This is a genomic window from Marivirga arenosa (genome assembly GCF_030503895.2).
GTDB classification, from domain to species: Bacteria; Bacteroidota; Bacteroidia; order Cytophagales; family Cyclobacteriaceae; genus Marivirga; species Marivirga arenosa.
The window spans coordinates 441,123-466,444 of the sequence record NZ_CP129970.2; the positions used below are offsets into that span (position 1 = coordinate 441,123).

Genomic DNA, 25,322 nt, shown 5'->3' on the forward strand with positions numbered 1-25,322 from the left:
AGTTTAACTCAAATCATATCAAAATGAAAAATTTAATCTTAAGCCTTTTCATTATTGGTTTATTGATAAGCTGCAATCAAAAACCTTCTGAAAATGCTCAAAAAGTAAAATCTAATGATTATTTAGACTACTCTGAAAAGGATGATAAACTTTCTGGAGGTGTGAAAATGATTCCAGTTCAAACACCAGTAGGTGAATTCAATGTATGGACTAAGCGTGTTGGTAATAACCCTAAAATGAAAGTATTGCTTTTGCATGGCGGACCTGGCGCTACTCATGAATATTTTGAATGTGCAGATTCCTATCTTCCAAATGCTGAAATTGAATATTATTACTATGATCAACTAGAATCTTTTTACAGCGACAAACCCTCTGATAGCAGTTTGTGGTCAGTTGATAGATTTGTGGATGAAGTAGAGCAAGTAAGAAAAGCTTTAGGCTTAAATAAAGATAACTTTTATTTATTAGGCCATTCTTGGGGTGGAATATTAGGAATCGAATATGCTTTAAAATATCAGAATAATTTGAAAGGTCTTATTATTTCAAATATGATGTCTTCCATTCCCGATTATATTAAATATGCTGATGAAGTACTAGGCCCACAGTTAGATCCTGAAGTATTGGCTGAGATTAAACAATTAGAAGCCGGCAATGAGTTTACCAGTGAGCGATATGCTGAATTAACTTTTACTCATTTCTATCCAGAACATGTTTTAAGAATGCCGCTTGAGGAATGGCCTGACCCAGTCAATAGAGCTTTTGCTAATATAAATGGTGATATGTATATCACTATGCAAGGCCCTAGTGAATTTGGAGTAGTAGGTGATGCTAAATTGAAGAACTGGGATAGAAGCGAGGACTTATCAAAAATTACTGTTCCCACTCTAACAATTGGTGGTGCTTATGATACCATGGATCCAAAACATAAAGAATGGATGGCAAATGAAGTTCAAAATGGAAGGTATTTACACTGTCCTGAAGGTTCTCACTTTGCGATGTATGATGATCAGGAAACCTATTTTAATGGACTGATTAAGTTTATAAAAGACGTGGACTCTGGAAATATGTAAATAAAAAATCTCCTCAATGATGAATTGAGGAGATTTTCATTTTTTAATTTGTAATTTTTTTAAGGCTTTTACCAATTTGCTTTCCAACATCCTCCAGTTCTTTCCCTACTTTCTTCGCTTCTTTATCAGCTTCCTTACTTTTATCTTTTACGATTTTTTCGAGTTCCTTAATTTCTTTATTAAATTCCTGATCGAACTTTTTTAATTCAATAGTCATTTTTGACATCCATTTCTTGAAACTCATTGGAGCTTTCCCAGTTTTTATACTTTTATTCCCTTTGTCATAAGATGCCATCTGACCTCTAGCCACCTTTTCAGATTTACTTTCAACAGAAAGGCTAACTTCTCCTTCTTCAACTTCAACCTCCATATTTTCACTATCCGACTTTAGATTGAATTCAGTACCTAACACTTCAACTATTCCTAATTCACCTTGAACTGTAAACGGCTTATCAGATTCTACTATAGAAAAATAACACTCCCCTTTTATAGCTACTTTTCTTTCATTGAATGATTCAACATATTCTAATTCAGAATACTGATTTAAAAAAACAATACTACCATCTGGTAGATCTACCGCTTTATATTCATCTTCAGTTGTAATCGTTTGCTTTGAACAAGCTGAAACTAGAATGGTAAGAATTAAAAATGGAAATAAGTACTTTATATTCATTAGATATTAATTTAATTGAAATGCAAATTTAACAAATAGCCAATAATCAGTTCAAATTAATTATCCACTAGACGTTACTTCGCTTTTAATACAATAGCAGTTCTATTCACGCAGTAAATTTTAATAAAATCCCCTCCCTCTTTTTTAAAACTATGATGCACTGTATTTGAATCTAAACGATTATGTCCACCAAATTTTTCATCATCACTATTCAACAAGTACGAATAATTCCCTGCCTTAGGCACCCAAAATTCATAATCAGGAACAGAATTATTAGGATGAAAATTAAATACAAAAATTAAATTCGCTCTTTCAAATATTAAAACCTTATTAGTCTCATCTATATTTAAAAGCTTAGCAGGTGGAGCATTTAGTACATTTTCACTTTTTAATAAATGGAGCATATCACTCTCAAAATCATTTAGGTAGTGATACTTTAATTCTTTATTGTCGACAAGTGACCATTGCCTCCTAGCATATTTATAACTCCAGTCATTTCCTTGTCTCGGAAAATCCATCCATTCAGGATGCCCAAATTCATTACCAATAAAGTTTAGATATGCCTCTCCACCAGCTGCAGCTGTAACCATACGAATCATTTTATGTAAAGCTATGCCACGATCAATGATTAAATTATCATCTCCTTTGCCCATATGCCAGTACATTTCCTTATCCATTAACCAAAAGGCCAAGGTTTTATCACCCACCATAGCCTGATCGTGCGACTCAGCATATGCAACCGTTTTTTCTTTATATCTTCGATTACTTAATACATTCCAAATTTCCTGCACATTCCACTCTTCATCTTTTTTATGCTTTAACCATTTAATCCAATTATCAGGAATTCCCATACCTAAACGATAATCAAAGCCTAGCCCTCCATTTCCGATAGGTTGGCACATTCCAGGCATACCGCTCATGTCTTCAGCTATTGTAATGGCTTTGGGTTTTATAGTATGCACTAATGTATTGGCTAATTGCAAATAGCGAACTGCATCCCAATCTACACCATCCTTAAAATATTTATCATAATGATCAAAACTCACATGATCACCATGATGATGGTATAGCATGGAAGTCACTCCATCAAAACGAAATCCATCAAAATGAAACTCTTCTAACCAGTATCTCAAATTGGATAATAAGAACCTTGATACTTCCTCCTTCCCATAATTAAACAATTTAGAATCCCAACCTGTGTGATATCCCTTACCTCCTTCATGGAAATATTGATTTTTAGTGCCATCAAAATCATTTAAGCCTTCTGCAAAGTTCTTTACTGAATGCGAATGTACAACATCCATAATAACTGCAATACCCATTTTATGCGCAGTATTAACTAATGACTTTAAATCATCAGGCGTACCAAACCGAGATGAGGGCGCATAAAAATTGGCTACATGATAGCCAAAGGAACCATAGTAAGGATGCTCGGCCACAGCCATTAACTGAATGCAATTATATCCCAAGTCTTTAATTCTTGGTAAGATATTTTCTTGAAACTCTTCAAAAGTCCCCACCCCCTCTTTTTCTTGAGCCATTCCTGGGTGGCATTCATATATAACTGGATTCTGAACGGCATCTAAATCAAAATCTTGATCAGACCATTTATACTCACTGGAAGGTTGCCAGATTCTGCCAGTAAAATCATAACTCTCCTGATCTTGAGTAGCATATTTAATAAAGGCAGGAATTCTGTCATGAATACCATTAGCAGAGGTTATTCTTACCTTAACTGCAGACAAGTGCTTAAGTCCAGAATCTTTTGAAATTTCAACTTCCCAAATACCATCCTCTTTTCTAATCATCTTATGAGAATCGCTATCCCAATTATTGAAGTCACCCACCAATGATAAAGCCTCTGCACCAGGTGCCCATTCTCTATAAATAAATCCATTTCTAATTTTATGAAATCCAAGTTGATCATCAAGGCTGGCATACTTTTTTAAGCCACCGTATTCCTTTTTAATTCTGTCAATCTCATCTTTATAATAATTAAACCTTGTTTGAATATCTGATTCATAAGGCTCTAACCAAGGGTCATCTTTTATTAATTGTAACATTCTGAAGGCTTTAGGCTTTCTCTAAAGTAGAAAAAGTTTATCGAATCTTACAGTAAATGAATTATTAAGTTATTGACTTATTAATTTATAGATAAGATTGTAGATTTGCAGCCATTAAAAACCATAACAATTTGGGCAATCAATTAGTATATAGCTGATATTTTTAAACTTAAAATCAATTAAAAAAGAAGGAATGCGAGTAATAACAAATATGCTAGCTCCGAAGGAGTATGAAAGCAAGAATGAATCGGGTAATATCTTAAATATTGATATGTATGATTCTAAGGATAAAGACTACTTTGCCCCTATGGAGAGTCTTTTAGCTGCTTTAGCATCTTGTGCATGCGTTGATTTGGTAGAAATGATTAAGAAAAGAAGAAAGGAATTAATCGATCTTCAAGTTGAAACCATAGGAAAAAGAAGAGAAGAACATCCAAAAGCATACGAAAGCATTCATATGATTTTTACAGCTACTTCAAATAATTTGAAAGAAAACGAATTACTTAAGTTGGTAGAGTTGGCAACAGGAAAGTATTGTTCCGTTTCAGGAACTTTGAATATAAAAGCTACTTACGAGGTAATTATCAAAACCCTATGACTTGATAAAGAGGCTTTCAAATGAAAGCCTCTTTATCAAGTCAATAATCCTGTTTTATAATCAATTTTTTGATATTCTTCTTTAGTAAGCTTCAATGCTTTTCTCGCATTTGGGAGTTCAGGTCTGAAAAATGAACTGTATAATAATAGCCCAGTAAATAATCCCATTAATCCATTATGATAGGTCATACCGAAAACAATCACTGTTATGATCTGATATATCGCTAAACCAACATATTTAACCATAGTAGCACTTCTATATTTCTTCATTTTGAACAAAAGATTTTCTCCTTTTGCAGCTTCCTTATAATTTCTAGCTGTTATATAATGAAGCGCTAAAATTTCTACTAAAGCTAAAACAGTTACTATTAATACCACTGTATCTTCAATACTGGGAGAAATACTTAATATTTTAGAACTACCATTTTCGGCTCTAAGAAATACAATTGCAAACATAAATAATGGTACAGCCAACAAACTATAATAAGTCATCTGCAATGATTGGAAAAACTTCTCCCAATATTTAAAATCTTCTTTAGTACTCATGAAATTTATATCTCCTAAATTATTCGCTAGCAGAGTCTAACAATTTTACTGCTGATAAACCTAAATGATCTACTAAAATTTTCTTGTATTCTGTTGTGTTTTTATAACCTCCATTTGCATTGAAGAACTCTTCTATGATAGGCTGCCAATCACTTGATTTAGGCATTACAAATGCAAACTCTTCAGAACCTTCATCTCCTACCTGATGTCTTTTTAAAGGTTTTCTTTCTTTTACTGCAGCTAAATAAAAAGCTAAATCCAAGTATGATAATGACTTTTTATCAGATAAAATTTTATCCAAAACCGCAGGACTTGAATTCACATAGCTAATCTTTAAGTCAGGATAGTAATCAGATTTTAAATTATTAATTCTTTTCTCATTTAAGGTTCCTTTAGCAGTATAAGCTGTAAACCCATTGAACTTTTGAGAAATCTCACTCATAGAGCCTAGAGTAGGCACACTACTATGGGTAACTAAAATCGCAAAGTTGGTAATAAATGAAGGGCTGAAAAGAATTTCACTCTTTCTTGCCTCAGTAACCGTGATATTTCCTAAACCAAAAACACCATTTTTAGCATTTTTAACACCATTATACATAGCACTGAAGCTACTTCCATTCCCAAGGAAACGTGCATTTAAATTGATGCCGTGATTTTGCTTTACATATTGAATGAAATCATTCATGATATCAACACATACTCCTGTTAGTTTACCACTTTGATCTTTATAGACAAAGCCAGGTGTTTCTACATAAGTAAAAGTAACGGTGCCATTTCCAGCTGCTTTTGCAGTAGCATAATTATCACCACTTAATCTTTGAGAAAAAACGCTAATATTAGAAAGTAAGAAAATAAATAAAAGGGTAATTTTTAATAGCTTCATAATAAATTAATTTGGGTGATTCTTTATTTAAATCAATCTGTAAATAAATAAATTAGTTACCAGTATTCAAATTTTCTTTAGCTAAAGCATAGTTAGGGGCTAGCTTTAATGCATTATTAAAATATTTTTTTGCAGATTCCTCATCTCCTTTAGCTTTTGCTATAGATCCTTGCATGTTAAAGATCACGGCTTTGAAGGGAACTTGTATTTCTTTTCCATCTGAATTATTAACGTATACCTCGCTTCCATCTACTATAGGTTTTCCTAAAAGCAATTCAATATTTAGCATTGCATCATCATATTTTTTTAAAGCATATTGTTTTTGAATCACTTCATATAATACAAATGCATCATCTGTAATATTGTATAATCTTTGATAGGCTTTTAGAGATTGATCAAGAGCTCCCAGTTGGTTTAAACTTTGAGCACTGATTTGCAACATCATTTGATTATTAGGATTTACAGATAATGCATCTCTTGAAGCCAAAGCCGCAGAAGCATACTGATTAAATTTAAAATATATTAATGCTAATGAATCTAGATAAGAAGCATTATCCGGTTGTAAAGCCATCAAATCATACATAGCATTTTTAGCGGATTGAAAATCGTTATAACGAACTGATCTGTTGTATTTAAATTTTGCTCTTTTTATATCCTCCTCATCTTGAGCTTTTGTTTCAAAGCTAAAAGCAAACATTGACAAGGTTAACAACAATAAGAATACTTGAGTAAATCTTTTCATTTTCATATCTAGTTAAATTTGAAGCGGCCAATTCTGTGCCAACTCTTTAAATATTAAATATTTATAGTTTAATTAGGTTTAATTTTCGACCAACATCTAGCATAAACTGATAAGCCTCTTCCCTATTATTTTGAATCTTGCCATCTAAAATGGCTTCTTTGATCTCACTTTTGATAATTCCAATTTCTTTGCAAGGAGATAATCCAAAGGCCTTCATGATATCTTCACCTGAAACAGGCGGCTGAAAATTACGAACCTGATCTTTTTCCTCAACCTCTTTCATCTTCTGTTCAACCTTATCAAAATTAGCTCTAAACTGCTTCACCTTATTCATGTTTTTAGAGGTAACATCAGCTCTGCATAGGGTCATCAAGTCCTCAATATCATCACCCGCTTCAAACAGCAACCTTCTTACTGCATTATCAGTAATATTATCTCTTACTAAAGGAATAGGTCTTAAATGAAGTAGTACTAACTTTTGTACGTACTTCATTTTTTCATTTAAGGGCAGTTTTAACCGCTTAAAAATTTTAGGCACCATTCTAGCTCCCCTATCTTCATGTCCGTGGAAGGTCCATCCTTGCTTAGGATTGAATCGTTTTGTCGCTGGTTTAGCGATATCATGCAGAATAGCTGCCCATCTTAACCATAGGTCTCCACCATATTCAGCAGTATTATCCAGCACTTGTAAAGTATGATAAAAATTATCTTTGTGTTTAAAGCCATTTTTTTCCTCAACACCATGCAATTCTACCATCTCAGGAAAGAATTGCTCTAATAATTTTGAATGATAAAGTAATTTAAAGCCATATGAAGGCTTTTCTGCCATGATGATTTTATTCAATTCATCAATTATCCTTTCTGAAGAAATGATTTTTAATCGTTCTGCATTTTTTGTAATGCTATCAAAGGTTTTTGGAGCGATATCAAAATTAAGCCGAGCTGCAAAACGAACTGCTCTCATCATTCTTAATGGATCATCAGAAAAAGTAACATCCGGCTCTAATGGTGTTTTGATAAGCTTTTTCTTTAAATCTTTAACCCCATCAAATGGATCAATTAATGCACCGTAATTCTCCTCATTAAGGCTAATTGCTAATGCATTTATGGTAAAATCTCTTCTATTTTGATCATCTTCTAGGGTACCTTCTTCTACAATTGGCTTCCTACTATCCCTTTGATAGGATTCCTTTCTAGCTCCAACAAATTCTAATTCTAAATCTTTGTAAAGTATGCTAGCAGTACCAAAGTTTTTGAAAATTTGAATTTTTTTATTCGGTCCTATATTCGAAGCTATTTCTTTAGCTAATTCAATTCCGCTACCTACGCAAACAAAATCAATATCCTTTGATGCTCTTTTCAAAATAAGGTCTCGAACATAACCTCCAACAATGTAGACCTCCACACCTAAAGATTGGGCGCTTTTTTTAACTAGCTCAAAAACGGGATGTTGTGCAAGAAATGCAGAGAAATTCATTGTTACTACTTAGACTTTTATGATAGCTGAAAAGATCATCAAATAACTCAAAGATGCATCTTTTTAAGCGACCGTAAATTTAGTATAATTTGATGATAAGCGTATGAAATAAGAAAGTATTTTACTTTTAATTTATACTTTATCAGAATGAAGATTTAAATGAAAAATATAAAAAAAGAGGTCTGATTTTTAGAAATCGAGACCTCTTTTCATTATTGCATAGAAGATGAATTATTAATTCCTTCTATTTATTTCATCTCTAATTTTAGCAGCTTTTTCATAATCCTCACTCTGAATCATTTTTTCCAACAATTCATTCAGCTTATCCATTGACATATTTTTCAATTTGTCAAAATCAGATTTTGATTGTGGTGTTGAAGTTGAAGGTGAGGAAGATTTTTCTACGGGTTTTTTCAACTCAGAAATATCATCTTCATCTTTATCATCTGATAAAACAATTCCTGCTTCTGACATTATTTTCTCATACGTATAGATTGGAGCATCGAATCGAATTCCAATTGCAATGGCATCAGAAGGTCTACTATCAATCTCAACTGTTTCCATACCATTATCACAAACGATTTTCGCAAAAAACACTCCCTCTTTTAAATCCGATATCACTATTTCTTTAACCGAGTAGTTAAAGCTGTGAGCAAATGATTTAAAAAGATCATGTGTCATAGGTCGGTTAGGTACAATCTTTTCTATTTCGATAGCAATAGCCTGAGCTTCAAACATACCAATGATTATTGGTAATCTTCTGCTACCTTCAGATTCCCCTAAAACCAATGCAAATGAACCAGATTGTGACTGGCTAGATGATAAACCTAATATTTCTAATTTGATTTTATCCACAAGTGAATTTTAGTTTTGTGCTGCTTTAATTGCTTCAGTTAATTTTGGCACTACCTCAAATGCATCTCCTACTATACCGTAATCAGCTGCTGAGAAGAATGGTGCTTCTTCGTCTTTGTTGATTACTAATATATATTTAGAAGAATTAACACCCGCTAAGTGCTGAATTGCACCTGAAATACCTACCGCAATATACAATTGAGGAGAAACTTTTACACCCGTTTGCCCTACGTGCTCATGGTGAGGTCTCCATCCGATATCAGAAACAGGCTTAGAACATCCTGTTGCGGCACCTAATGTTTTTGCTAAATCTTCAATCATACCCCAGTTTTCAGGACCTTTTAATCCTCTACCACCAGAAACAACTAATTCAGCTTCCGGCAATAAAATTTCACCAGTTTGCTTTTCTTGCGAGGTAATTTTCACACCGAAATCTGAATCCTCTAAAGTAGGCTCAAATGCCTCTACAGTAGCATCTCCACCATCCTGCTTCAATTCAACAGCATTCTTTTTGATACCAATAATTTTATACTCTGTAGTCATTTCTACATTTGCGAAAGCTTTACCTGTGTAAATACTTCTTTTAACCGTAAATCCGCCAGAAGTATCAGGTAAATCTGCAACATTTGATACAAAACCAGCTTTCAATTTTGCTGCAATTCTAGCTGCTACAGGATCGCCTAAAGATGATTTTGCTAATACTAAAGTTTTAGCTCCTTCTTTTTCCATGGCCTGAGCAATAACCTTAGCATAAGGCTGAATTAATCCTTTTTCTAGTTTGTCGTCTGCTACGTGCAATACTTTTGAAGCACCAGCCGATCCAGCTGATTTTAAAACTGACTCGTCTATCGGGCCAATTGCTATTGCTGTTACATCTTCTCCCATTGCTGCCGCATAGGATACAGCCTCTAATGATGATTTTTTAATTTCGCCTTCAGCGTGTTCTATAAATACTAATATTGACATTTCTTTAATATAATTTCGTTCAACAATGATTAAATGAAAAATGAAAGATTGCTTAAATTACTTTAGCTTCATTCTTCAACAATTTCACCAACTCTTCCACATTGTCGGCATCAATCATTTTAACTTCACCTTTTTCTGGTGGCATCTCGTATTTCTGTAATTTAACAGCTTCGGAAGCATCAGAAGGAGCTATAACCTCTAATTTTTTACTTCTTGCAGACATAATTCCTCTCATGTTAGGAATTTTCCATTCTGCAATTGGCTCTTGACAACCTGCGATAAAAGGCAAATCTAATTCTAAATATTCTTTACCTCCTTCGATTTCTCTAGCAAGCTTAGCAGTTTGTCCTTCTATATCTAATTTCATAACTGGAGAAATTGCAGGTAATCCTAACAATTCGCCTACCATGCCATGAACCATACCACCATTAAAATCGATAGACTCTCTACCCATCATAATTAAATCATAACCAGCATCTTTTGCATGATTAGCAATTTGTTCGGCCACGAAGAATGAATCAGTTGGTTCAGCATCGATTCTAATAGCATCATCAGCACCAATAGCTAGAGCTTTTCTGATAGTTGGTTCAGTTTCTGAAGTTCCTACATTTAATACTGTAACAGTACCTCCTGTTGCCTCTTTTAATTCAACAGCTCTTGCTAAAGCATAGTCATCATAAGGGCCTATGATATACTGTACACCATCTGAATTAAATTTTGTATTATCATCAGTAAATGAAATTTTAGCCGTAGTATCCGGCACATGCGTTATGCAAACTAATATTTTCATAAAATATGTAAGTTTTTAGTTCTGAATCTTAAACAATTTTATTTAAGATAATTTGAAGATTTATTATGTATAACTGATATTAAGGCTCGAAGTTAAGTATAATTGAAAAAAATAAAAATTGATTTTATTGAATGAATGAGGATAGAATAGCTCAGCTCTGTAAATTTCGTAAAGAATCACCTAATGATCCTTTTATTATTTATGCTTTAGCCACAGAATACAAAGAAGAAGCTCCTGAAAAAGCAAAAGAACTTTTTGATGAATTATTAAAAAAACATGAAGATTACATCGGCACCTATTATCATGCTGCAGCTTTATATGCAGAATTTTTTGATAGAGATACAGCAGATGAAATTTATCAAAAAGGAATTTCAGTAGCACAGAAAAATGGTGAACACCATGCTTTAAGAGAATTACAAAATGCTTACACAAATTTTCAGTTTGAGGAATAAAGAATTTAAAGGATAACAGAAATATTAATAAATGAGAACATTAACCTATTTTTATTTTTCTAAAGGATTACTTTATGAAATTCTCTTCCTACATACAATATGAATCTTTCATTATACTCTAGACAATCAATTTTTTTTTTAATCCTCTCTTAGCAGATTAATAATGTCACATTGATTACAGATAATTATAAGAAGAAATTTAATCTTTGCCTGAAAAAGCCTCTTTCTCCATGAATGATATACAGCTAGGTCTAAAACAAAATTGGAAACAATTCACATTATTAGTTATTGTGAATGCTTTTGTAGGAGGCATGGTTGGAATGGAGAGAAGCATTTTTCCTCAGTTTGCAGAATTGGAATTTGGTGTAGCCTCAAAAACTGCGATTCTTTCATTCATCACAGCTTTTGGAATTAGTAAAGCCATTGCCAATTATTATACGGGCAGACTAGCAAATAAAATTGGAAGAAGAAATTTATTACTCATTGGCTGGCTCATAGCTATACCAGTCCCTTTTATACTTATTTATGCTCCAAACTGGGCAATTGTTATTTTCGCTAATATCCTATTAGGAATAAGCCAAGGATTAACCTGGAGCAGCACTGTGGTCATGAAAATTGACCTAGTTGGCGAAAAAGACCGGGGCTTCGCTATGGGGTTAAATGAGTTTGCAGGCTATTTTGCGGTAGGTATAGTAGCATTTTTCACTGGCTATATTGCGAATAGTTATGGAGTTACTCCCTATCCTTTTTACATAGGAATATTCTTGTCCATTGTAGGTTTTATATTAACACTTATTTGGGTGAAGGACACCCGTGACTTTGTTCACAAAGAAAGTGGGACAGACAAAACCACAGAACTTAAAAATATTTTCGTAGAAACAACTTTTAAAAACAAAACTCTGAGTTCAGTAACACAGGCAGGTTTAATAAATAATTTAAATGATGGTATGATATGGGGACTGCTACCTATAATCCTTTTGAATCTAAGTTTTAATAATGAAAATATTGGGGTTATAACCGCTATTTATCCTACTGTATGGGGAATTGGTCAACTATTTACAGGAAAAATGTCCGACCATTATTCAAAAAAGGGAATGCTATTCTGGGGAATGTTAATGCAAGGCATTGCTATTTTTTTTATTCCTTATAGTAGTTCATTTTCGATACTTGCTGGTTTATCAGCCATATTAGGATTAGGAACAGCCTTGGTTTACCCTACCTTTTTATCTACAATAGCTGAAGCCACAAGTCCTAAACAAAGAGCCGAAAGTGTTGGGACTTTTAGACTATGGAGAGACTTAGGTTATGCATTTGGTGCTATTATTTCTGGAATCACCGCAGATTTATTAGGGGTAGAATATGCTATCATTTTAATAGCTATCTTAACCATTATATCCTCACTTATCATTCAATTCAGAATGCCCTCTGCAATCAAACAAATCGAAAATAACTAAGACAGACAGGTTCAAGATAATCATTTGTTAGTTCAAAGCCTTTTATCTACATTTGCATTAGAATTATGGTTTCTACATCATCAATATGCTGTAGAATTAAAAGGGAATTCGGTGATCAATCTTTAAAAATTGAAAGTCCGAAACTGTCCCCGCAACTGTAAGTCCAATTTTTATTAAAGTACAATCCCCTTGCCACTGTGCCGATTTTCGGTATGGGAAGGCCGCTACTTTAAGGACGAGTCAGGAGACCTGCCATAGCTCAAATTGATTTCGACTTTCGGGTGAAAGGTCAGGAATGTACTAAAGCTTATAGAACACTTTTTTACATCTGATTTTGACCGTGGTCGCATTAAAAAAAATTATATGCGATTAGGTGTTTTATTAATTTTAGCCTGCATTACGAACGTATTGCAGGCACAGGAGAATGATAGTATTCCACTTTTGAATGAAATTTCCGTTAATGGTAATTTTGAAAAACAATTTTTAAGTGGGAATGCAATTATATTGCCTAAAATAGAAGCTACTTCATTTTACAATGGAAATAATATTAGTGAAGTATTAAAACAAAATAGTAGCATTTATTTTAAAGAATATGGCAATGGAATGCTTTCAACCATTGCTTTCCGTGGTACCAGTGCTAGCCAAACATCTGTTCTATGGAATAACTTCAACATCAATAACTATACTTTAGGACAAACTGATTTCTCCTTAATTCCTACTCAAGCAATTGAAGAGATTTCCATTATTCCGGGAAGTGGAAGCAGTATGGGAGGTAGTGGGGCATTTGGAGGTGCAGTATTATTAGAAAACAATTTAAGCTATAAAGCTGCCAACCAGATTAAAATTAATCAGGAAGTTGGAAGCTTTGGATTTTCAAATAGTTATATCAATGCTTCAGGAAGTAATGGAAAATGGGCCTATTCAACCCGAACTTATTTTACCAATGCAAAAAATGATTTTGAAATACTTCAAACTGGTGAACTTCAAGAGAACGCTGCCTATAGTAAATGGGGGATAAATCAGAGCATTGGTTACAAAATAAGAAATACAGAGAGCATAAAGTTATCAATTTGGTATAATGACAACTTCAGAGAAATTCAAGCTCCTATTGGATCAAGTAGGGACGTAAATGAACAAAGTGATCATAACCTACGGACGCACCTTAATTATGAAAAGAATTTTAAAAATGGTTTCCTAAATGTCGGAACAGGCTATTTTATTGATGAATTAGATTATCGACTGAATGATGCGATTTCTTATTATAAAGTAAATAGATGGGAGAGCTTTTCAGATTATAAAATTCATTTTTTGAATTCTCATGAGCTAAAAATATCAGCTCGATATAATCATATTGAAGCTTTTAATCAGAATTATGAAAACGGTCAGGCGCTTGAGCAACGTTATAGTTTAAAAGCATTGCTTTCAGGGCAAATTAATCCGAAAATTAATTATGCAGTTCATTTAAGGCAACAATATATTCCAAAACAAAATATTCCAATTTCACCCTATGCAGGAATTTCATCAAAAATTATTGATCAAAGTAAGCATCAATTAGAATTAAAACTGAATTCATCTTACAACTACAGAGTACCCACATTAAATGATCGATTTTGGAATGAGTCAGATAACTCTAATCTAAAATCAGAAACAGCATGGAATAAAGAAGTTTCATTGAATTCTAATCATAAATTCACTGACCTAAAAGTAAAATCTACAATTACAGCTTTTCATAATTTAGTTGATAATTGGATTCAATGGGTGCCGACAGTAAACAATATTTGGAGTCCTAGAAATATAAAGCAAGTACTTACCGAAGGAATAGAAATTAGTACTGATTTTAAATGGGTATTTCCTTCTGATTTTGAAGTAAAATCAAACCTTCAATATAGTTATACTTCGTCCACCGTAATGGATTCAGAGGTGAATCCCACTGAAATTGGAAAACAATTAATATATACACCTATAAATAAAGCGACAGCCTTTTTTTCTATTAGGAAACATAACTTTTCTTTTAATACTTTTCATCAACTAACCGGTAGAGTTTATACCACTAGTAATAACTCTGAAATATTTTCTTTATCCCCTTTTTATCTAACAGATATTGGTCTGACATGGACTCCAAAAAATTGGGAAATATCCACAAAGATTAAAAATGTATTGGAACAGGAATATTTCCTGTATTCAGGCTTTGCCATGCCAGGAAGGAATTACCAATTAAGCATCACTAAAACTTTTAATATTTATTAGAATGAATCAAAAATACATTTACACTTTAGCTATTATTTCTCTTTCATTATTTCTGACAGCCTGTGGAGATCCAGAGGAAGTTCAATTAAAAACAGAAGGCGTTTACATTTATCATGAAGGGGGATTCGGAAGTAATAATGCTACAATAGGAACTTATAATCCTGAAAATTATGAGTACAATCCTGACCTATACAGAGGCCAAAATGGTGGATTTATTGGAGATGTACAGCAAAACATTTTGGTGGATGGCAATAATGACAGAATTTATAGCGTACTGAATGGTAGTAATGCTATTGATCTCATGACTTTGAATTTAAAATCAGAGGATAAAATACGTTTTGCTCAATTAGACAAACCAAGAGATATAGCAGTTAATGGAAATCTAGCTTTTATATCAAACTGGGGGCCATACAATGAAAATTTCACATTAACGAATAGCGAGATTTTTGTTGTGGATCTAAATACAAACGAACTGATTGAAAGTATACCAGTGCAAGAATATCCAGAGCATCTATATATTCAAAATAATAGGCTTATTGTTGGCCATTCTAATTTTGATGGCAGTATCAGTGAAATCTCCATTATCAATATTGATAATTTAGAAATAGAAAATACAATTGAAATGCCTGCTGGGCCAATGGAAATTATAGAGGATCAAAATAATAATGTATGGATAGTTTGTACTAGTGGGAGCATTGTAAAGCTGAGTACTTCCCTATCAGGAATAGCAAATCAAATCGATCATGAAAATGGAATTTTAGGTGATATTGATTATTTTGAAGGGAGTATATACTTCTTTTCTAATGATGAAATTTTTTCTTTAAACACTTCTGACAATAATGTTTCTTCAACAGGAATCAATGTAGAAATGGAAACCCCTTATGCTTTTGCAGTTGATCCCGCTTCAGGAGATTTCTATTTAGGAGATGCTTTAGATTATGCCAGTGAAGGACTTGTGTTAAGATATAGTTTTAATGGCGAATTAGAAGATACTTTCCAATCTGGAATCATCCCTACTCAATTTTCATTTAATGTGGGAAGAAAATAATGCTTAACTCGCAAAATCAAAGAATGAGTAATTCAATTACAAAAGTAACAAAAGCTATATTTCCAAATACAACAAATCATTATGATACACTATTTGGAGGTACGGCTTTACAATGGATGGATGAAGCAGCATTTATTACTGCCACCCGATATTCCAGACAAAAAATGGTTACTGTTAGTAGTGATAAAATTGATTTTAATAAAGCAATTCCTGCTGGAACTATTGTAGAACTTGTAGGAGAAATAGTAAGAATTGGAAAAACGAGCTTAGAAGTCAGAGTTGATGTCTTTACTGAAGAGATGTATTCTGAAAACAGAGAAAAATCAATTTCTGGTAACTTTACTATGGTTGCAATTGATGAGAATAAGGATCCAATAACAATTAAATGAATAGTAAAAAAGTTAAATTAGAAGATGGTGATTTCTACATGGAAAATGGATTTTTCGTTTTTACCGAAAAATATCATCTAAAACGTGGATATTGTTGTGGTAATAAGTGTAGGCATTGTCCTTACGATCACAAGAATGTGAAATCAAAAAAATAAAGAACACTTTATAATTATTTTTTTACTTTCGTATTAACCTAATTGAAAGTAAAATTGAAAGAGAACCATAAGTGTTTAAACTGTGGTGAAGAACTAGATTCATCGCAAAACTTTTGCCCAAATTGTGGGCAGGAAAATTCAGATAAAAAATTACCTATAGGTGAGTTTTTAAAAGACTTTTTCTCGAATACCTTAAGTTTTGATACTATTTTATTTAAAACGATAAATCCCTTCTTATTTAGACCGGGCAAGCTAACAAGAGCTTTTAATGAAGGGAAAAGAAGAAGATATATTAATCCTATAAGATTGTACCTAATCTTTTCCCTTTTTTACTTTTTCATGATCAGTTTAACGGTACCTAAGGACTTTATTGATTCTAATATTCGATCAGGTTTAAATCAAAAAGAAATACTAGACTCCGCCAGAATCGGTAATTTAGACAGTGCTGGAATTCAAGCTATTATTCAGAAAACTAAAACTCCAGATAGCCTAGTTAAAGAAATAGAAAAAGCCAGTAAAAAAGTTAAAGATTCAACTGACCGATGGGCAACATTAAAATATTGGGCAGATGACAACACTTTAAATGATCAAGAATTTGAAGCAAATTTAGACTCTATTGGGTTTGATCAAGATCTGTTTGAAACTAAAATAATCAGATCATTCATCAATAATTCCTCAATTTTTACTTATCAAGCAGTTCGGAACCTTCCTTTGATGATGTTTATCTTTTTACCGATTTTCGCACTCATATTAAAGTTACTTTTTTTCAAAAAGCGGTATTATTATATCGAGCACCTAATTCACGGTTTACATTTGCATGCTTTCGCCTATTTCATATACGGATTGGGAATATTAATCATTAGTCTTTACCCCACAATCGATGGCACGGTTATTTTTGTAAGCTTTATATGGGTTAGTACATACGCATTATTTTCCATTAAAAAACTCTATAATAACGGATGGTTTAAGTCCTTTTTAAAGTTTATCATTCTAGGAGTATTCTATGGCTCATTATTAGTCTTTGGTTTTTTACTAGAACTCTATATATCTCTTATTAGCCTATAATGATTGAATCATTGCTTCACAATCTTTTTAACTGAGTACTCGCCTGATTTTGTAGTGATGACAAAAAAGTAAATTCCAGTTGGCCAATTAGAAACAGGAATAGATGAAGTTTCTAATTGGTTTTTTTTATACATCGTTTTCCCTGTTGAAGAGATTATTCGATACTCTTGAATAGTACTTTTAGAATTGAATTCGACATTCAAAACATCAATTACCGGATTAGGAAAAATATTAAGTTTTTCATTCAATTCATTCTGATTACTCAATATGGAAGCATCAATTATCATAGTGGTAGATTTAGTTCCACAGTCATTGAAAGCTGTTAAAGTTACAGTATAATTCCCCTTCTCTGCATAAGTATGGGTTGGATTTTCTTCTGTGGAAACAGCAGATCCATCCCCAAAATCCCAAACTACACTATCTGCATTATCCGATTGATTAATAAAGCGAATTTCTCTCTCCCTTCCCGCCTCAAAGGAGAACGATACAAAGGGTACACCTGAAGGAGTATTTGAAAAAAAAGTATAAGCCACTTCACCTGTATTTAAACTAATTTTACATCGGAATTTTAAATTTAACACATCCTCAGATAGCTCACTAATGGTTAATTCAGCACTATTTACTCCAGAATAAAGAGCATTATTACTCAAATCTTGTGGCGCACCATTCTCAACAGCCTGCCATTGATAGCTTTCTACTTCATATAAAGGGTTTACAAGTGTATTAATAATTTGTTCACCCTCTCCACATCCAGTAAATTGCGGATGCTCTTCAACTATACTCTTAATATCAGCTTTTAGCAAAAACAAACCATTATTAATGTCGCTAACAGCAATTACACCACTCTCGAAAAAAGGATAATTACTCCAACTCCCATTAAAACTTGTATTTTCGCTTTGCGGAAAAGTATCGAAGAAAGCTAGCTCTCTCAAATTGGCTGCAGCTACCTTAGAGGCATCTAAAATCACTAATCCATTGGTATAATTTGATTGAAAAATCATATCATCTTTCAAATACAAATTATGGTCTATTGCACTTCGTTCGGAATAATATTGTTTAATAAGAACAGGATTATCTAAATCTGTAACATCCCAAATTAATGTTCGAGTATTTATACCGCTATTATTTTCATCCAATTCATCATTAGAGATGAAGTACTTATGATCTTCAGTAAGCCAACCTTGATGCGAATAAGCAGATTGTGGATAGCCCTGCTTAGCGATTAATGAGGTATTAGTTTTGTCATCCACATCAGCAATAGTGATAGTGTTCTCATTAGCATTGAAACAAATCTCTTTACCTTGGTAATCAACGTCAGGGCCTTGATAAATTACGCACTGAGCATCGTGAGTATAGCCATCAGCATCAAAACAACCTGCGAACTTTGGATCTTTAGGATCACGTATGTCTACAATATGCAAACCACCCTGTCCGCAATTATTTGAGGCATTTCTTGCTCCTACTATATAAGCAAAACCCGTTAACTCATTGATTACAACATTATGGGCACTGGAAACTCCATCATAATGTGCATCTTCGTCAAAGACCTTTGGTAAATTTTTAGTATCTCTTAATCTAGTTAAATCAAAAACTTGCATGCCGTGCCCTGCATTATTATCTGCTACTACAAAGGCATGATCTTTATATACTTTAATATCTCTCCATGAACTTGAATTACCCGTATGACTTGCCAACCTTCCTACAATTATGGGTTCAATAGGATCAGAAATATCAACGAATACTACCCCATTCACTTGCCCCATTAAAACATATTCTTTAGCCGTTTCAGGATCAGTCCATCCCCAGATATCATTACTTTCAATACCTGATGAAGCCGATAATTCTTCATTTGAAATATTAGCTAATAAGTCAATCTGATTACATGCATAACCACCAGCACTCCCATTTTCACATGGGGTTTGACCGAATGAATTAATTGTAATAATTAAAAATGCTATTGCGGATAATAAACATTTAATCATGATAGTTCAATTATAATATTGGTTCAATAAGGTTCTTGCAGCTTGAACGGAATGTTTGGTTCCATTTCTAACTTCAGCTTCAAATTTGCTTAATTTTTCCAGTATTTCGGGACTTTTGTAGAAGTTTCTTTTCAGAAAATGATGAATCGTCTGATGCATCCAATGTATGGCCTGATCTTTTCTGTTTTCATCAAAAAAGCCAGTCTCATTTTGTTCTTTATGAAACTGCTCAAGCAGCTCTAAAATCTCACTTAAGCCGTCATCTTTTATGGCAGAACAAGTCTTTACCTTAGGATTCCATCCATTTTCGTTAGCGGGAAATAAATGAAGTGCATTCTGATATTCTTTTTTTGCTTTTTTAGCAGGTTCTACATTTTCGCCATCAGCTTTATTAATAGCAATAGCATCGGCCATTTCCATTATTCCTTTTTTAATACCCTGTAATTCATCGCCAGCACCAGCAAGCATCAAAAGTAGGAAGAAATCTACCATGTTTTTCACTGCAGTTTCTGATTGCCCCACTCCTACCGTCTCAATAATAATAAAATCATAACCTGCTGCTTCACAAAGCAACATTGTTTCTCGAGTTTTATGAGCTACTCCCCCGAGTGCATCACCAGATGGCGAAGGTCGGATAAAAGCATTTGATGACCTGCTTAAGGTTTCCATTCTCGTTTTATCACCTAAGATACTTCCTCCTGTTTTCTGGCTGGAAGGATCAATAGTTAACACTGCTAATTTCTTTCCTGAATCAATTACATGTTTTCCAAAAGATTCAATAAAGGTGCTTTTCCCTACTCCAGGGACTCCAGTTATCCCTACTCTGAAAGAATTACCAGTATGCTCATATATTTCATCTATTAACTGAGCCGCTAATTCATTATCACTATCTAAAGTGCTCTCAACTAAGGTTATAGCCCTGCTTAACCCAACACGATCACCTGATAAAATCCCTGATTTATATTCTTCTAATGAAAGTCGCTTTCTTCTTTTCAAGACATCAATAAGTTTAAAAGCTAAAAGTTAATATGCAAAATGTCCAAATAACAATAATTTTGTATATAATTGTTAAATTCAATAAATTATTATAATTTTACTATTCTTGTAAAAAGTTTAATTATTTCAATACTAGATGAATCGTAACATTTTACAAAATCGCTGGATTGATTCTCTTTTAGCTACTATTTTTATTTTTGTAGTAATTAGAGGATTATCGTCATTTCTAGCCATTTTTGAAGCGATTGATGTAGTAGGAGAAGCACTAGATGATGTTGAATTCACGGATGTTGTCTATTCAAATTTACGAGAAGCCCCTCCAGCTGAAGATGATATTGTATTAGTTAACATTGGAAGATTACCTAGACCAGCCATCGCCAAACAAATTGAAATCATTAATAAATACAAGCCCAAAGTAGTAGGTTTGGATACTTTCTTCCCTTATCCAAAAGGACCCGATCAAGATACAGCATTAGCCAGAGTTTTAACAGAAGTAGAAAACTTAGTAATGGCTTCAAAAATGTTGAATTTCAATGAAGAAACTGCAAGTTTTGATTCATTGAGGATCTCTGCCCCTGCCTTCCGGTTTAATGCAGATTTTGCCTTCGCAAATTTAATCACAAGCGAAGGTGTTCAGCAAGAAGACGTTAAAACCTGTAGATCATTTAATCCATTACTTCCTATTCAGGATACTACGCAAATGTCAATTGCTGTTCGAATGGCTTATTATTATGCACCTGAAAAGGTTGAAAAGTTGTTAGCAAGAAATAATGAAATAGAAACCATAAACTATAAAGGCAACTCTTTAGGATCTTTGTCAAATTTTGCAACTACTTTCTTTGCTTTAGATTGGTATGACGTTTTAGATGAAAATTTTGTACCTGAAATGATTGAAGATAAAATAGTAATCTTTGGTTTTTTAGGGGAGCAGTTTGGAGATCGATATAATATTGAGGATAAGTATTACACACCATTAAATCAAAAATATGCAGGTAGAGGTGAGCCCGATATGTATGGGGCAGTTATTCATGCAAATATTATTTCAATGATCTTAGATGAAGATTATGTGTATAAATTAGATGAATCTACCCAATTTATAATTGCATTTATTTTATGTTATTTAAATGTATTTCTATTTATGTGGGTATATTACGCATTGAAAAACTGGTATGATGGCATTACGAAAGTTGTACAGCTATTAGAATTATTATTAATAATTGGTGTTATGATATATAGTTATCATTTATTCAATTGGAATTTAGAGCTGACACTTGCCATGGGAACAGTAGCAGTAGTGGGTGACTCCTTAGAGGTTTATAATGGAGTAATCAAAAATATGTTTACTAGGGAGGGTCGTAAGGAACTTTTTAGTGTTGGAAAAAGAAATAAGGACGAGATAGAAATCAATTAAATTAATTATTATGAAATCTTTTATCAAAATTTTAGTCGTAGCACTATGGCTAGGTAATTATGCTGCTAACGCACAGAATTATGTTTTTAAAGTATTAGCAAATAAAGGAGACAACTCAGTAAAAGTGGAAGGTGCAGAATGGACCAAATTAAAAACAGGTCAATCACTTAATGCTGGAGATGAATTAAAATTATCTGAGGAAGCCTATTTAGGCTTAATGCATAATTCTGGTAAAACACTAGAAGTAAAAACGCCAGGTTCTCATACAGTATCTGGCTTAGCAGCAAACCTAAAAAGTAAGAACTCAAGTGTTGCAAGTAAATATGCTGATTTTGTAATGAATAAAATGAGCGATGACGGTAGCAGCGGAGACTACAGAAAAAGTTTAGGGGCTACTGGAGCGGTTGATAGAGCTTTAGCAAGTGGTGCTTCTATAAAAATAATGGCTCAAAGCTCAAGTGAAATTATAAATGATAAAGTGATTTTAAGATGGAATGAGCCTAAACAAGAAGGAGAAGTTGAAAAGTTAGCATATGAATTAACTTTCACTAACTTATTTGATGAAACGATTGCAACTGAAACAGTTGATAAAACATCATATCTCTTAGATAAGACTAAAGCACCTTTTAAAGGACAAAACTTTATCAAGGTAAAGGTTAAAGTAAAAGGCGAAGATTTGAAATCTGATGATTATGCTATAACAGAAAAACCAGAGGAAGAAACTGCTGAAATAAAATCTACATTAAGTCAATTAAAAAGTGAAATAGAGGGAGAATCTGCTATGGATAAATTAGTAATGGCAGCTTTTTATGAAGATAATGACTTATTATTAGATGCACTAACCGCTTATGAAGAAGCTATTCAAATGGCTCCAAATGTACCCATATTTGAAAAAGCCTATGAGGATTTCTTAATCAGAAATGGTTTTACAAACTGATAAAAACTAACTCCTAATTAAAAAGGAAGCATTTTCATGCTTCCTTTTTTTATGCTAATAATTCAAGATCTCGAATTAAGATCTTTCTTCTGTCAAAATTAATAATATTCTTATCTCTTAATTCATTTAATACTGTGGTAACAGTTTGGCGTGATGTACCTGTTAAAGCGGCAATATCTTTATGCGTCAAATGACTTTTAATCATGGTTTCAAACCCAACTTTCTTTCCTTTTTCATCAGCCTCGTCTTTTAAAAATTCAATAATTCTAGTTCTGGCATCTTTAAAAACTAATGACTCTAATCTTCTCTCGGTTTTTCTTAATCTTAACCCAATAAGCTTTAGCATTTTAAAGCTTAAAGGTTTATTGTTAGCCATCAAATTTTGCATATCCTCTAAAGTCATAGGACACACTGTGGTACTTGCGTCTAGTGCTTGCGCATAATCTTGTCTTTTTTCTTCTCCTGTCAATGCTAATTCTCCAAATATCTCTCCTTTAGTTAAAATTGCTTTAACTGATTCTTTACCGTCTTCTAAATATGACCCAATTTTTACCCTCCCATCAGCAATCATATATATAGTATTCGATGCATCTTCAGGAAAATAAATAAACTGATTCTTTTTAAAATGAGTCATTGGATGCTCATCTTCCATACCTTTTACCTTGTGAGGACATAAAACATTAAAAAGATCTACATTTTCAAAAAACCATAATTCGCTAGAATCAGCCATAAACAAAGAAAATTACTAAATGTGATTTTTGTTACCAATAAGAACTTTATACTTTACGATTACAAACAAAAATATGTTCATATTCATTACTTTTGCAGCATAGTCAATTATAAGCAAATGGCATTTTAACTTACATTTATAATGTACCTCTATATAAAATCTTTACATATCATCTTTGTAGTCACTTGGTTTGCTGGTCTATTTTATATTGTACGACTATTCATCTATCAAACTGAAGCACTTCAAAAAAAAGAACCAGAAAGAAGCATATTACATGAACAGTTAAGTAAAATGTCACGATTATTATGGTTTGTAATCACTTGGCCATCAGCAATTATTACTTTAATTTTAGCCACTTCCCTTTTAGTATTACAGCCCTTTTGGCTTCAACAGCCTTTCATGCATATTAAGTTAAGTTTTGTATTTCTGCTATATCTTTACCACATTTCATGTCATTATATTTATAAAAAGTTACAAAAAGGAGTGGTGAAATTTTCTTCAACTCAACTGAGAATATGGAATGAAGTCGCAACACTTTTTCTAGTTGCCGTTGTATTCTTAATAGTATTAAAAAACGAATTGAATTGGATATGGGGAACAATTGGCTTCATTGGGTTTGGAGTATTATTGATGGTTGCCATAAAAATCTATAAAGCTTTAAGAGAAAAAAAGAATTAATAATGATGAAAATGATTAAATCCGTTATTGCATTATCAGCAGCAAGCCTTATCCTATTTGCTTGTGGATTTGAAAACCAAAAAAATAAAAAAGCTGAATTCCCTGTTTTGGGAAGAAAAGAATATGTTGAAAAGATTGTAGATGGGCAAAAAGTAATTGATACGGTTGATCATACAATTCCAGACTTTAAGCTGGTAAACCAAGATAGTAATTGGGTGACTCCTGAATCATTTGAAGGCCAAGTATATGTGGCTGATTTTTTCTTTACCTCCTGCCCTACCATTTGCCCAACTATGAAGAAGGAAATGCTAAGAGTTTATGAAGCCTATAAAGATAACCCTGAAGTAGGAATCATCTCACATTCAATAGACCCAGAATATGATACAGTAGCCTTATTACATGACTTTGCGGAAAAATTAGGCGTAGAAGCACCAAAATGGCATTTCGTTACTGGAAATAAAGAGGATATCTACGAATTAGGTCAAAAAGGATATATGGTAACTGCCATGGAAGATGAAAATGAAGCTGGTGGTTACATCCATAGCGGTGCTTTTGTATTAGTTGATAAAGAAAGAAAGATCAGAGGTGTTTATGATGGCACAAAATCAGAAGAAGTAGATAAATTAATTACGGATATCGATTTACTCCTAAAAACCTATGAGAAATAAATTCTATTTAGCAATTGCCTTTATAATATTATTGTCTGCTTGCGGCAGTTATGAAGAGTTTGAAAACTCTGCAACAGCAAATTATTCTGATGCTAAAATGCAGAAATTTGCTAAATATATGATTCAAGGCAAACAGCTGTATACAACACATTGCAGTAACTGCCACCAAGATAAAGGAGAGGGTTTAGGAAAACTTTTCCCTCCTCTGGCTAACTCAGATTATATGCTTGAAAATATTCCAAGAACTATATGCGGAATTAAAAATGGAATAAAAGGAGAAATTAAAGTAAATGGTAAAACGTATAATCAAGCAATGCCGGCTTTAAATAGACTTACAAATCTGGAAATAGCTGAAATATCTACTTATGTTTACAACAGTTGGGGAAATGAGAAAGGTATGGTAGAAATAGAAACAGTTGAAAAGGTTCTTTCCAACTGTTCTAATTAA

Annotated in this window: 26 protein-coding genes and 1 riboswitch; of the genes, 14 read left to right on the forward strand and 12 right to left on the reverse strand. The window is 33.0% G+C overall.

The window, feature by feature from the left end; translation table 11 throughout:
• Positions 1–23 precede the first annotated feature (23 nt).
• The gene (locus tag QYS48_RS01865) at positions 24–1,070 is read left to right on the forward strand and encodes a proline iminopeptidase-family hydrolase (RefSeq protein WP_308357297.1); all 1,047 of its coding nucleotides are present in this window, start codon (positions 24–26) and stop codon (positions 1,068–1,070) included.
• Positions 1,071–1,113: 43 nt separating this feature from the next.
• Here QYS48_RS01865 and QYS48_RS01870 read toward each other — a convergent pair whose 3' ends face one another.
• Together QYS48_RS01870 and QYS48_RS01875 are read right to left on the reverse strand one after the other, a co-directional pair.
• Positions 1,114–1,743, reverse strand: a complete 630-nt coding sequence (locus QYS48_RS01870; protein ID WP_308357298.1) for a FecR family protein — start codon at positions 1,741–1,743, stop codon at positions 1,114–1,116.
• A 74-nt stretch (positions 1,744–1,817) separates the two neighbouring features.
• Entirely contained in the window at positions 1,818–3,806 is a 1,989-nt protein-coding gene (locus tag QYS48_RS01875) for an alpha-amylase family glycosyl hydrolase (RefSeq protein WP_308357299.1), read from the reverse strand.
• Between the two features lie 193 nt (positions 3,807–3,999).
• Here QYS48_RS01875 and QYS48_RS01880 point away from each other — a divergent pair, with 193 nt between their 5' ends.
• Positions 4,000–4,404, forward strand: a complete 405-nt coding sequence (locus QYS48_RS01880) for an OsmC family protein (protein ID WP_302104003.1) — start codon at positions 4,000–4,002, stop codon at positions 4,402–4,404.
• Between the two features lie 35 nt (positions 4,405–4,439).
• Here the strand turns inward: QYS48_RS01880 and QYS48_RS01885 are convergent, their stop codons facing one another.
• The 7 genes from QYS48_RS01885 to QYS48_RS01915 form a co-directional block, all read right to left on the reverse strand.
• Positions 4,440–4,949 carry a hypothetical protein gene (locus QYS48_RS01885; RefSeq protein ID WP_302127188.1) on the reverse strand — a complete coding sequence of 170 codons (510 nt, stop codon included), beginning with the start codon at positions 4,947–4,949 and terminating at the stop codon, positions 4,440–4,442.
• 19 nt (positions 4,950–4,968) lie between these two features.
• Entirely contained in the window at positions 4,969–5,832 is an 864-nt protein-coding gene (locus QYS48_RS01890) for an ABC transporter substrate-binding protein (protein ID WP_302104001.1), read from the reverse strand.
• A 52-nt stretch (positions 5,833–5,884) separates the two neighbouring features.
• Positions 5,885–6,580 carry a hypothetical protein gene (locus tag QYS48_RS01895; protein ID WP_308357300.1) on the reverse strand — a complete coding sequence of 232 codons (696 nt, stop codon included), beginning with the start codon at positions 6,578–6,580 and terminating at the stop codon, positions 5,885–5,887.
• A gap of 55 nt (positions 6,581–6,635) precedes the next feature.
• Positions 6,636–8,051 carry an HD domain-containing protein gene (locus tag QYS48_RS01900; protein WP_308357301.1) on the reverse strand — a complete coding sequence of 472 codons (1,416 nt, stop codon included), beginning with the start codon at positions 8,049–8,051 and terminating at the stop codon, positions 6,636–6,638.
• Positions 8,052–8,285: 234 nt separating this feature from the next.
• Positions 8,286–8,906 (reverse strand): bifunctional nuclease domain-containing protein, encoded by a 621-nt coding sequence (locus QYS48_RS01905; RefSeq protein WP_308357302.1) that lies wholly within the window; start codon positions 8,904–8,906, stop codon positions 8,286–8,288.
• A 9-nt stretch (positions 8,907–8,915) separates the two neighbouring features.
• Positions 8,916–9,872: an electron transfer flavoprotein subunit alpha/FixB family protein gene (locus tag QYS48_RS01910; protein WP_302103998.1), complete on the reverse strand. Its 957-nt coding sequence runs from the start codon at positions 9,870–9,872 to the stop codon at positions 8,916–8,918.
• Positions 9,873–9,924: 52 nt separating this feature from the next.
• Positions 9,925–10,662 carry an electron transfer flavoprotein subunit beta/FixA family protein gene (locus QYS48_RS01915; RefSeq protein ID WP_308357303.1) on the reverse strand — a complete coding sequence of 246 codons (738 nt, stop codon included), beginning with the start codon at positions 10,660–10,662 and terminating at the stop codon, positions 9,925–9,927.
• A 131-nt stretch (positions 10,663–10,793) separates the two neighbouring features.
• Between QYS48_RS01915 and QYS48_RS01920 the strand changes: the two genes are divergently transcribed.
• From QYS48_RS01920 to QYS48_RS01950, 7 genes are all read left to right on the forward strand, one after another.
• A complete protein-coding gene (locus QYS48_RS01920) occupies positions 10,794–11,114 on the forward strand; it encodes a tetratricopeptide repeat protein (protein WP_302127192.1) in 321 nt (106 codons plus the stop codon).
• Positions 11,115–11,344: 230 nt separating this feature from the next.
• Positions 11,345–12,568 carry an MFS transporter gene (locus QYS48_RS01925; protein WP_308357304.1) on the forward strand — a complete coding sequence of 408 codons (1,224 nt, stop codon included), beginning with the start codon at positions 11,345–11,347 and terminating at the stop codon, positions 12,566–12,568.
• Between the two features lie 49 nt (positions 12,569–12,617).
• A riboswitch (cobalamin riboswitch) is annotated at positions 12,618–12,840 on the forward strand.
• Positions 12,841–12,931: 91 nt separating this feature from the next.
• Entirely contained in the window at positions 12,932–14,815 is a 1,884-nt protein-coding gene (locus QYS48_RS01930; protein ID WP_308357305.1) for a TonB-dependent receptor, read from the forward strand.
• Between the two features lies 1 nt (position 14,816).
• The gene (locus tag QYS48_RS01935) at positions 14,817–15,863 is read left to right on the forward strand and encodes a hypothetical protein (protein WP_308357306.1); all 1,047 of its coding nucleotides are present in this window, start codon (positions 14,817–14,819) and stop codon (positions 15,861–15,863) included.
• A 23-nt stretch (positions 15,864–15,886) separates the two neighbouring features.
• Positions 15,887–16,252: an acyl-CoA thioesterase gene (locus QYS48_RS01940; RefSeq protein WP_308357307.1), complete on the forward strand. Its 366-nt coding sequence runs from the start codon at positions 15,887–15,889 to the stop codon at positions 16,250–16,252.
• Entirely contained in the window at positions 16,249–16,407 is a 159-nt protein-coding gene (locus QYS48_RS01945) for a DUF5522 domain-containing protein (RefSeq protein ID WP_302127196.1), read from the forward strand. Before QYS48_RS01940 ends, QYS48_RS01945 begins: the two co-directional genes overlap by 4 nt.
• A gap of 54 nt (positions 16,408–16,461) precedes the next feature.
• Complete coding sequence (locus tag QYS48_RS01950; protein WP_308357308.1) at positions 16,462–17,472, forward strand: DUF3667 domain-containing protein; 1,011 nt, start codon at positions 16,462–16,464, stop codon at positions 17,470–17,472.
• Between the two features lie 8 nt (positions 17,473–17,480).
• Here QYS48_RS01950 and QYS48_RS01955 read toward each other — a convergent pair whose 3' ends face one another.
• Positions 17,481–19,454 (reverse strand): choice-of-anchor B family protein, encoded by a 1,974-nt coding sequence (locus tag QYS48_RS01955; protein WP_308357309.1) that lies wholly within the window; start codon positions 19,452–19,454, stop codon positions 17,481–17,483.
• 6 nt (positions 19,455–19,460) lie between these two features.
• Complete coding sequence (gene meaB, locus QYS48_RS01960) at positions 19,461–20,450, reverse strand: methylmalonyl Co-A mutase-associated GTPase MeaB (protein WP_308357310.1); 990 nt, start codon at positions 20,448–20,450, stop codon at positions 19,461–19,463.
• Positions 20,451–20,586: 136 nt separating this feature from the next.
• Between meaB and QYS48_RS01965 the strand changes: the two genes are divergently transcribed.
• Both QYS48_RS01965 and QYS48_RS01970 read left to right on the forward strand, forming a co-directional pair.
• Positions 20,587–21,861: a CHASE2 domain-containing protein gene (locus QYS48_RS01965; protein WP_308357311.1), complete on the forward strand. Its 1,275-nt coding sequence runs from the start codon at positions 20,587–20,589 to the stop codon at positions 21,859–21,861.
• 10 nt (positions 21,862–21,871) lie between these two features.
• Positions 21,872–22,798 carry a hypothetical protein gene (locus QYS48_RS01970; protein WP_308357312.1) on the forward strand — a complete coding sequence of 309 codons (927 nt, stop codon included), beginning with the start codon at positions 21,872–21,874 and terminating at the stop codon, positions 22,796–22,798.
• A gap of 49 nt (positions 22,799–22,847) precedes the next feature.
• Here QYS48_RS01970 and QYS48_RS01975 read toward each other — a convergent pair whose 3' ends face one another.
• Positions 22,848–23,528: a Crp/Fnr family transcriptional regulator gene (locus tag QYS48_RS01975; protein ID WP_308357313.1), complete on the reverse strand. Its 681-nt coding sequence runs from the start codon at positions 23,526–23,528 to the stop codon at positions 22,848–22,850.
• Between the two features lie 138 nt (positions 23,529–23,666).
• On the opposite strand from QYS48_RS01975, the gene QYS48_RS01980 reads away from it, so the two are divergent.
• Genes QYS48_RS01980 through QYS48_RS01990 form a run of 3 tightly spaced genes read left to right on the forward strand, consistent with a single transcriptional unit; the run spans position 23,667 to position 25,322 of the window.
• Entirely contained in the window at positions 23,667–24,206 is a 540-nt protein-coding gene (locus tag QYS48_RS01980) for a CopD family protein (protein WP_308358419.1), read from the forward strand.
• 11 nt (positions 24,207–24,217) lie between these two features.
• Positions 24,218–24,874: an SCO family protein gene (locus QYS48_RS01985; protein WP_308357314.1), complete on the forward strand. Its 657-nt coding sequence runs from the start codon at positions 24,218–24,220 to the stop codon at positions 24,872–24,874.
• Entirely contained in the window at positions 24,864–25,322 is a 459-nt protein-coding gene (locus tag QYS48_RS01990) for a cytochrome c (RefSeq protein ID WP_302103979.1), read from the forward strand. The genes QYS48_RS01985 and QYS48_RS01990 overlap by 11 nt, the downstream gene beginning before the upstream one ends.

What these genes read in the sequence shown, in the direction of transcription:
- QYS48_RS01865 (WP_308357297.1), top strand. Translation starts at nt 24, where the DNA reads ATGAAAAATTTAATCTTAAGCCTTTTCATTATTGGTTTATTGATAAGC.
- QYS48_RS01870 (WP_308357298.1), bottom strand. Translation starts at nt 1,743, where the DNA reads ATGAATATAAAGTACTTATTTCCATTTTTAATTCTTACCATTCTAGTT.
- QYS48_RS01875 (WP_308357299.1), bottom strand. Translation starts at nt 3,806, where the DNA reads ATGTTACAATTAATAAAAGATGACCCTTGGTTAGAGCCTTATGAATCA.
- QYS48_RS01880 (WP_302104003.1), top strand. Translation starts at nt 4,000, where the DNA reads ATGCGAGTAATAACAAATATGCTAGCTCCGAAGGAGTATGAAAGCAAG.
- QYS48_RS01885 (WP_302127188.1), bottom strand. Translation starts at nt 4,949, where the DNA reads ATGAGTACTAAAGAAGATTTTAAATATTGGGAGAAGTTTTTCCAATCA.
- QYS48_RS01890 (WP_302104001.1), bottom strand. Translation starts at nt 5,832, where the DNA reads ATGAAGCTATTAAAAATTACCCTTTTATTTATTTTCTTACTTTCTAAT.
- QYS48_RS01895 (WP_308357300.1), bottom strand. Translation starts at nt 6,580, where the DNA reads ATGAAAATGAAAAGATTTACTCAAGTATTCTTATTGTTGTTAACCTTG.
- QYS48_RS01900 (WP_308357301.1), bottom strand. Translation starts at nt 8,051, where the DNA reads ATGAATTTCTCTGCATTTCTTGCACAACATCCCGTTTTTGAGCTAGTT.
- QYS48_RS01910 (WP_302103998.1), bottom strand. Translation starts at nt 9,872, where the DNA reads ATGTCAATATTAGTATTTATAGAACACGCTGAAGGCGAAATTAAAAAA.
- QYS48_RS01915 (WP_308357303.1), bottom strand. Translation starts at nt 10,662, where the DNA reads ATGAAAATATTAGTTTGCATAACGCATGTGCCGGATACTACGGCTAAA.
- QYS48_RS01920 (WP_302127192.1), top strand. Translation starts at nt 10,794, where the DNA reads ATGAATGAGGATAGAATAGCTCAGCTCTGTAAATTTCGTAAAGAATCA.
- QYS48_RS01925 (WP_308357304.1), top strand. Translation starts at nt 11,345, where the DNA reads ATGAATGATATACAGCTAGGTCTAAAACAAAATTGGAAACAATTCACA.
- QYS48_RS01930 (WP_308357305.1), top strand. Translation starts at nt 12,932, where the DNA reads ATGCGATTAGGTGTTTTATTAATTTTAGCCTGCATTACGAACGTATTG.
- QYS48_RS01935 (WP_308357306.1), top strand. Translation starts at nt 14,817, where the DNA reads ATGAATCAAAAATACATTTACACTTTAGCTATTATTTCTCTTTCATTA.
- QYS48_RS01940 (WP_308357307.1), top strand. Translation starts at nt 15,887, where the DNA reads ATGAGTAATTCAATTACAAAAGTAACAAAAGCTATATTTCCAAATACA.
- QYS48_RS01945 (WP_302127196.1), top strand. Translation starts at nt 16,249, where the DNA reads ATGAATAGTAAAAAAGTTAAATTAGAAGATGGTGATTTCTACATGGAA.
- QYS48_RS01955 (WP_308357309.1), bottom strand. Translation starts at nt 19,454, where the DNA reads ATGATTAAATGTTTATTATCCGCAATAGCATTTTTAATTATTACAATT.
- QYS48_RS01965 (WP_308357311.1), top strand. Translation starts at nt 20,587, where the DNA reads ATGAATCGTAACATTTTACAAAATCGCTGGATTGATTCTCTTTTAGCT.
- QYS48_RS01970 (WP_308357312.1), top strand. Translation starts at nt 21,872, where the DNA reads ATGAAATCTTTTATCAAAATTTTAGTCGTAGCACTATGGCTAGGTAAT.
- QYS48_RS01975 (WP_308357313.1), bottom strand. Translation starts at nt 23,528, where the DNA reads ATGGCTGATTCTAGCGAATTATGGTTTTTTGAAAATGTAGATCTTTTT.
- QYS48_RS01985 (WP_308357314.1), top strand. Translation starts at nt 24,218, where the DNA reads ATGATTAAATCCGTTATTGCATTATCAGCAGCAAGCCTTATCCTATTT.
- QYS48_RS01990 (WP_302103979.1), top strand. Translation starts at nt 24,864, where the DNA reads ATGAGAAATAAATTCTATTTAGCAATTGCCTTTATAATATTATTGTCT.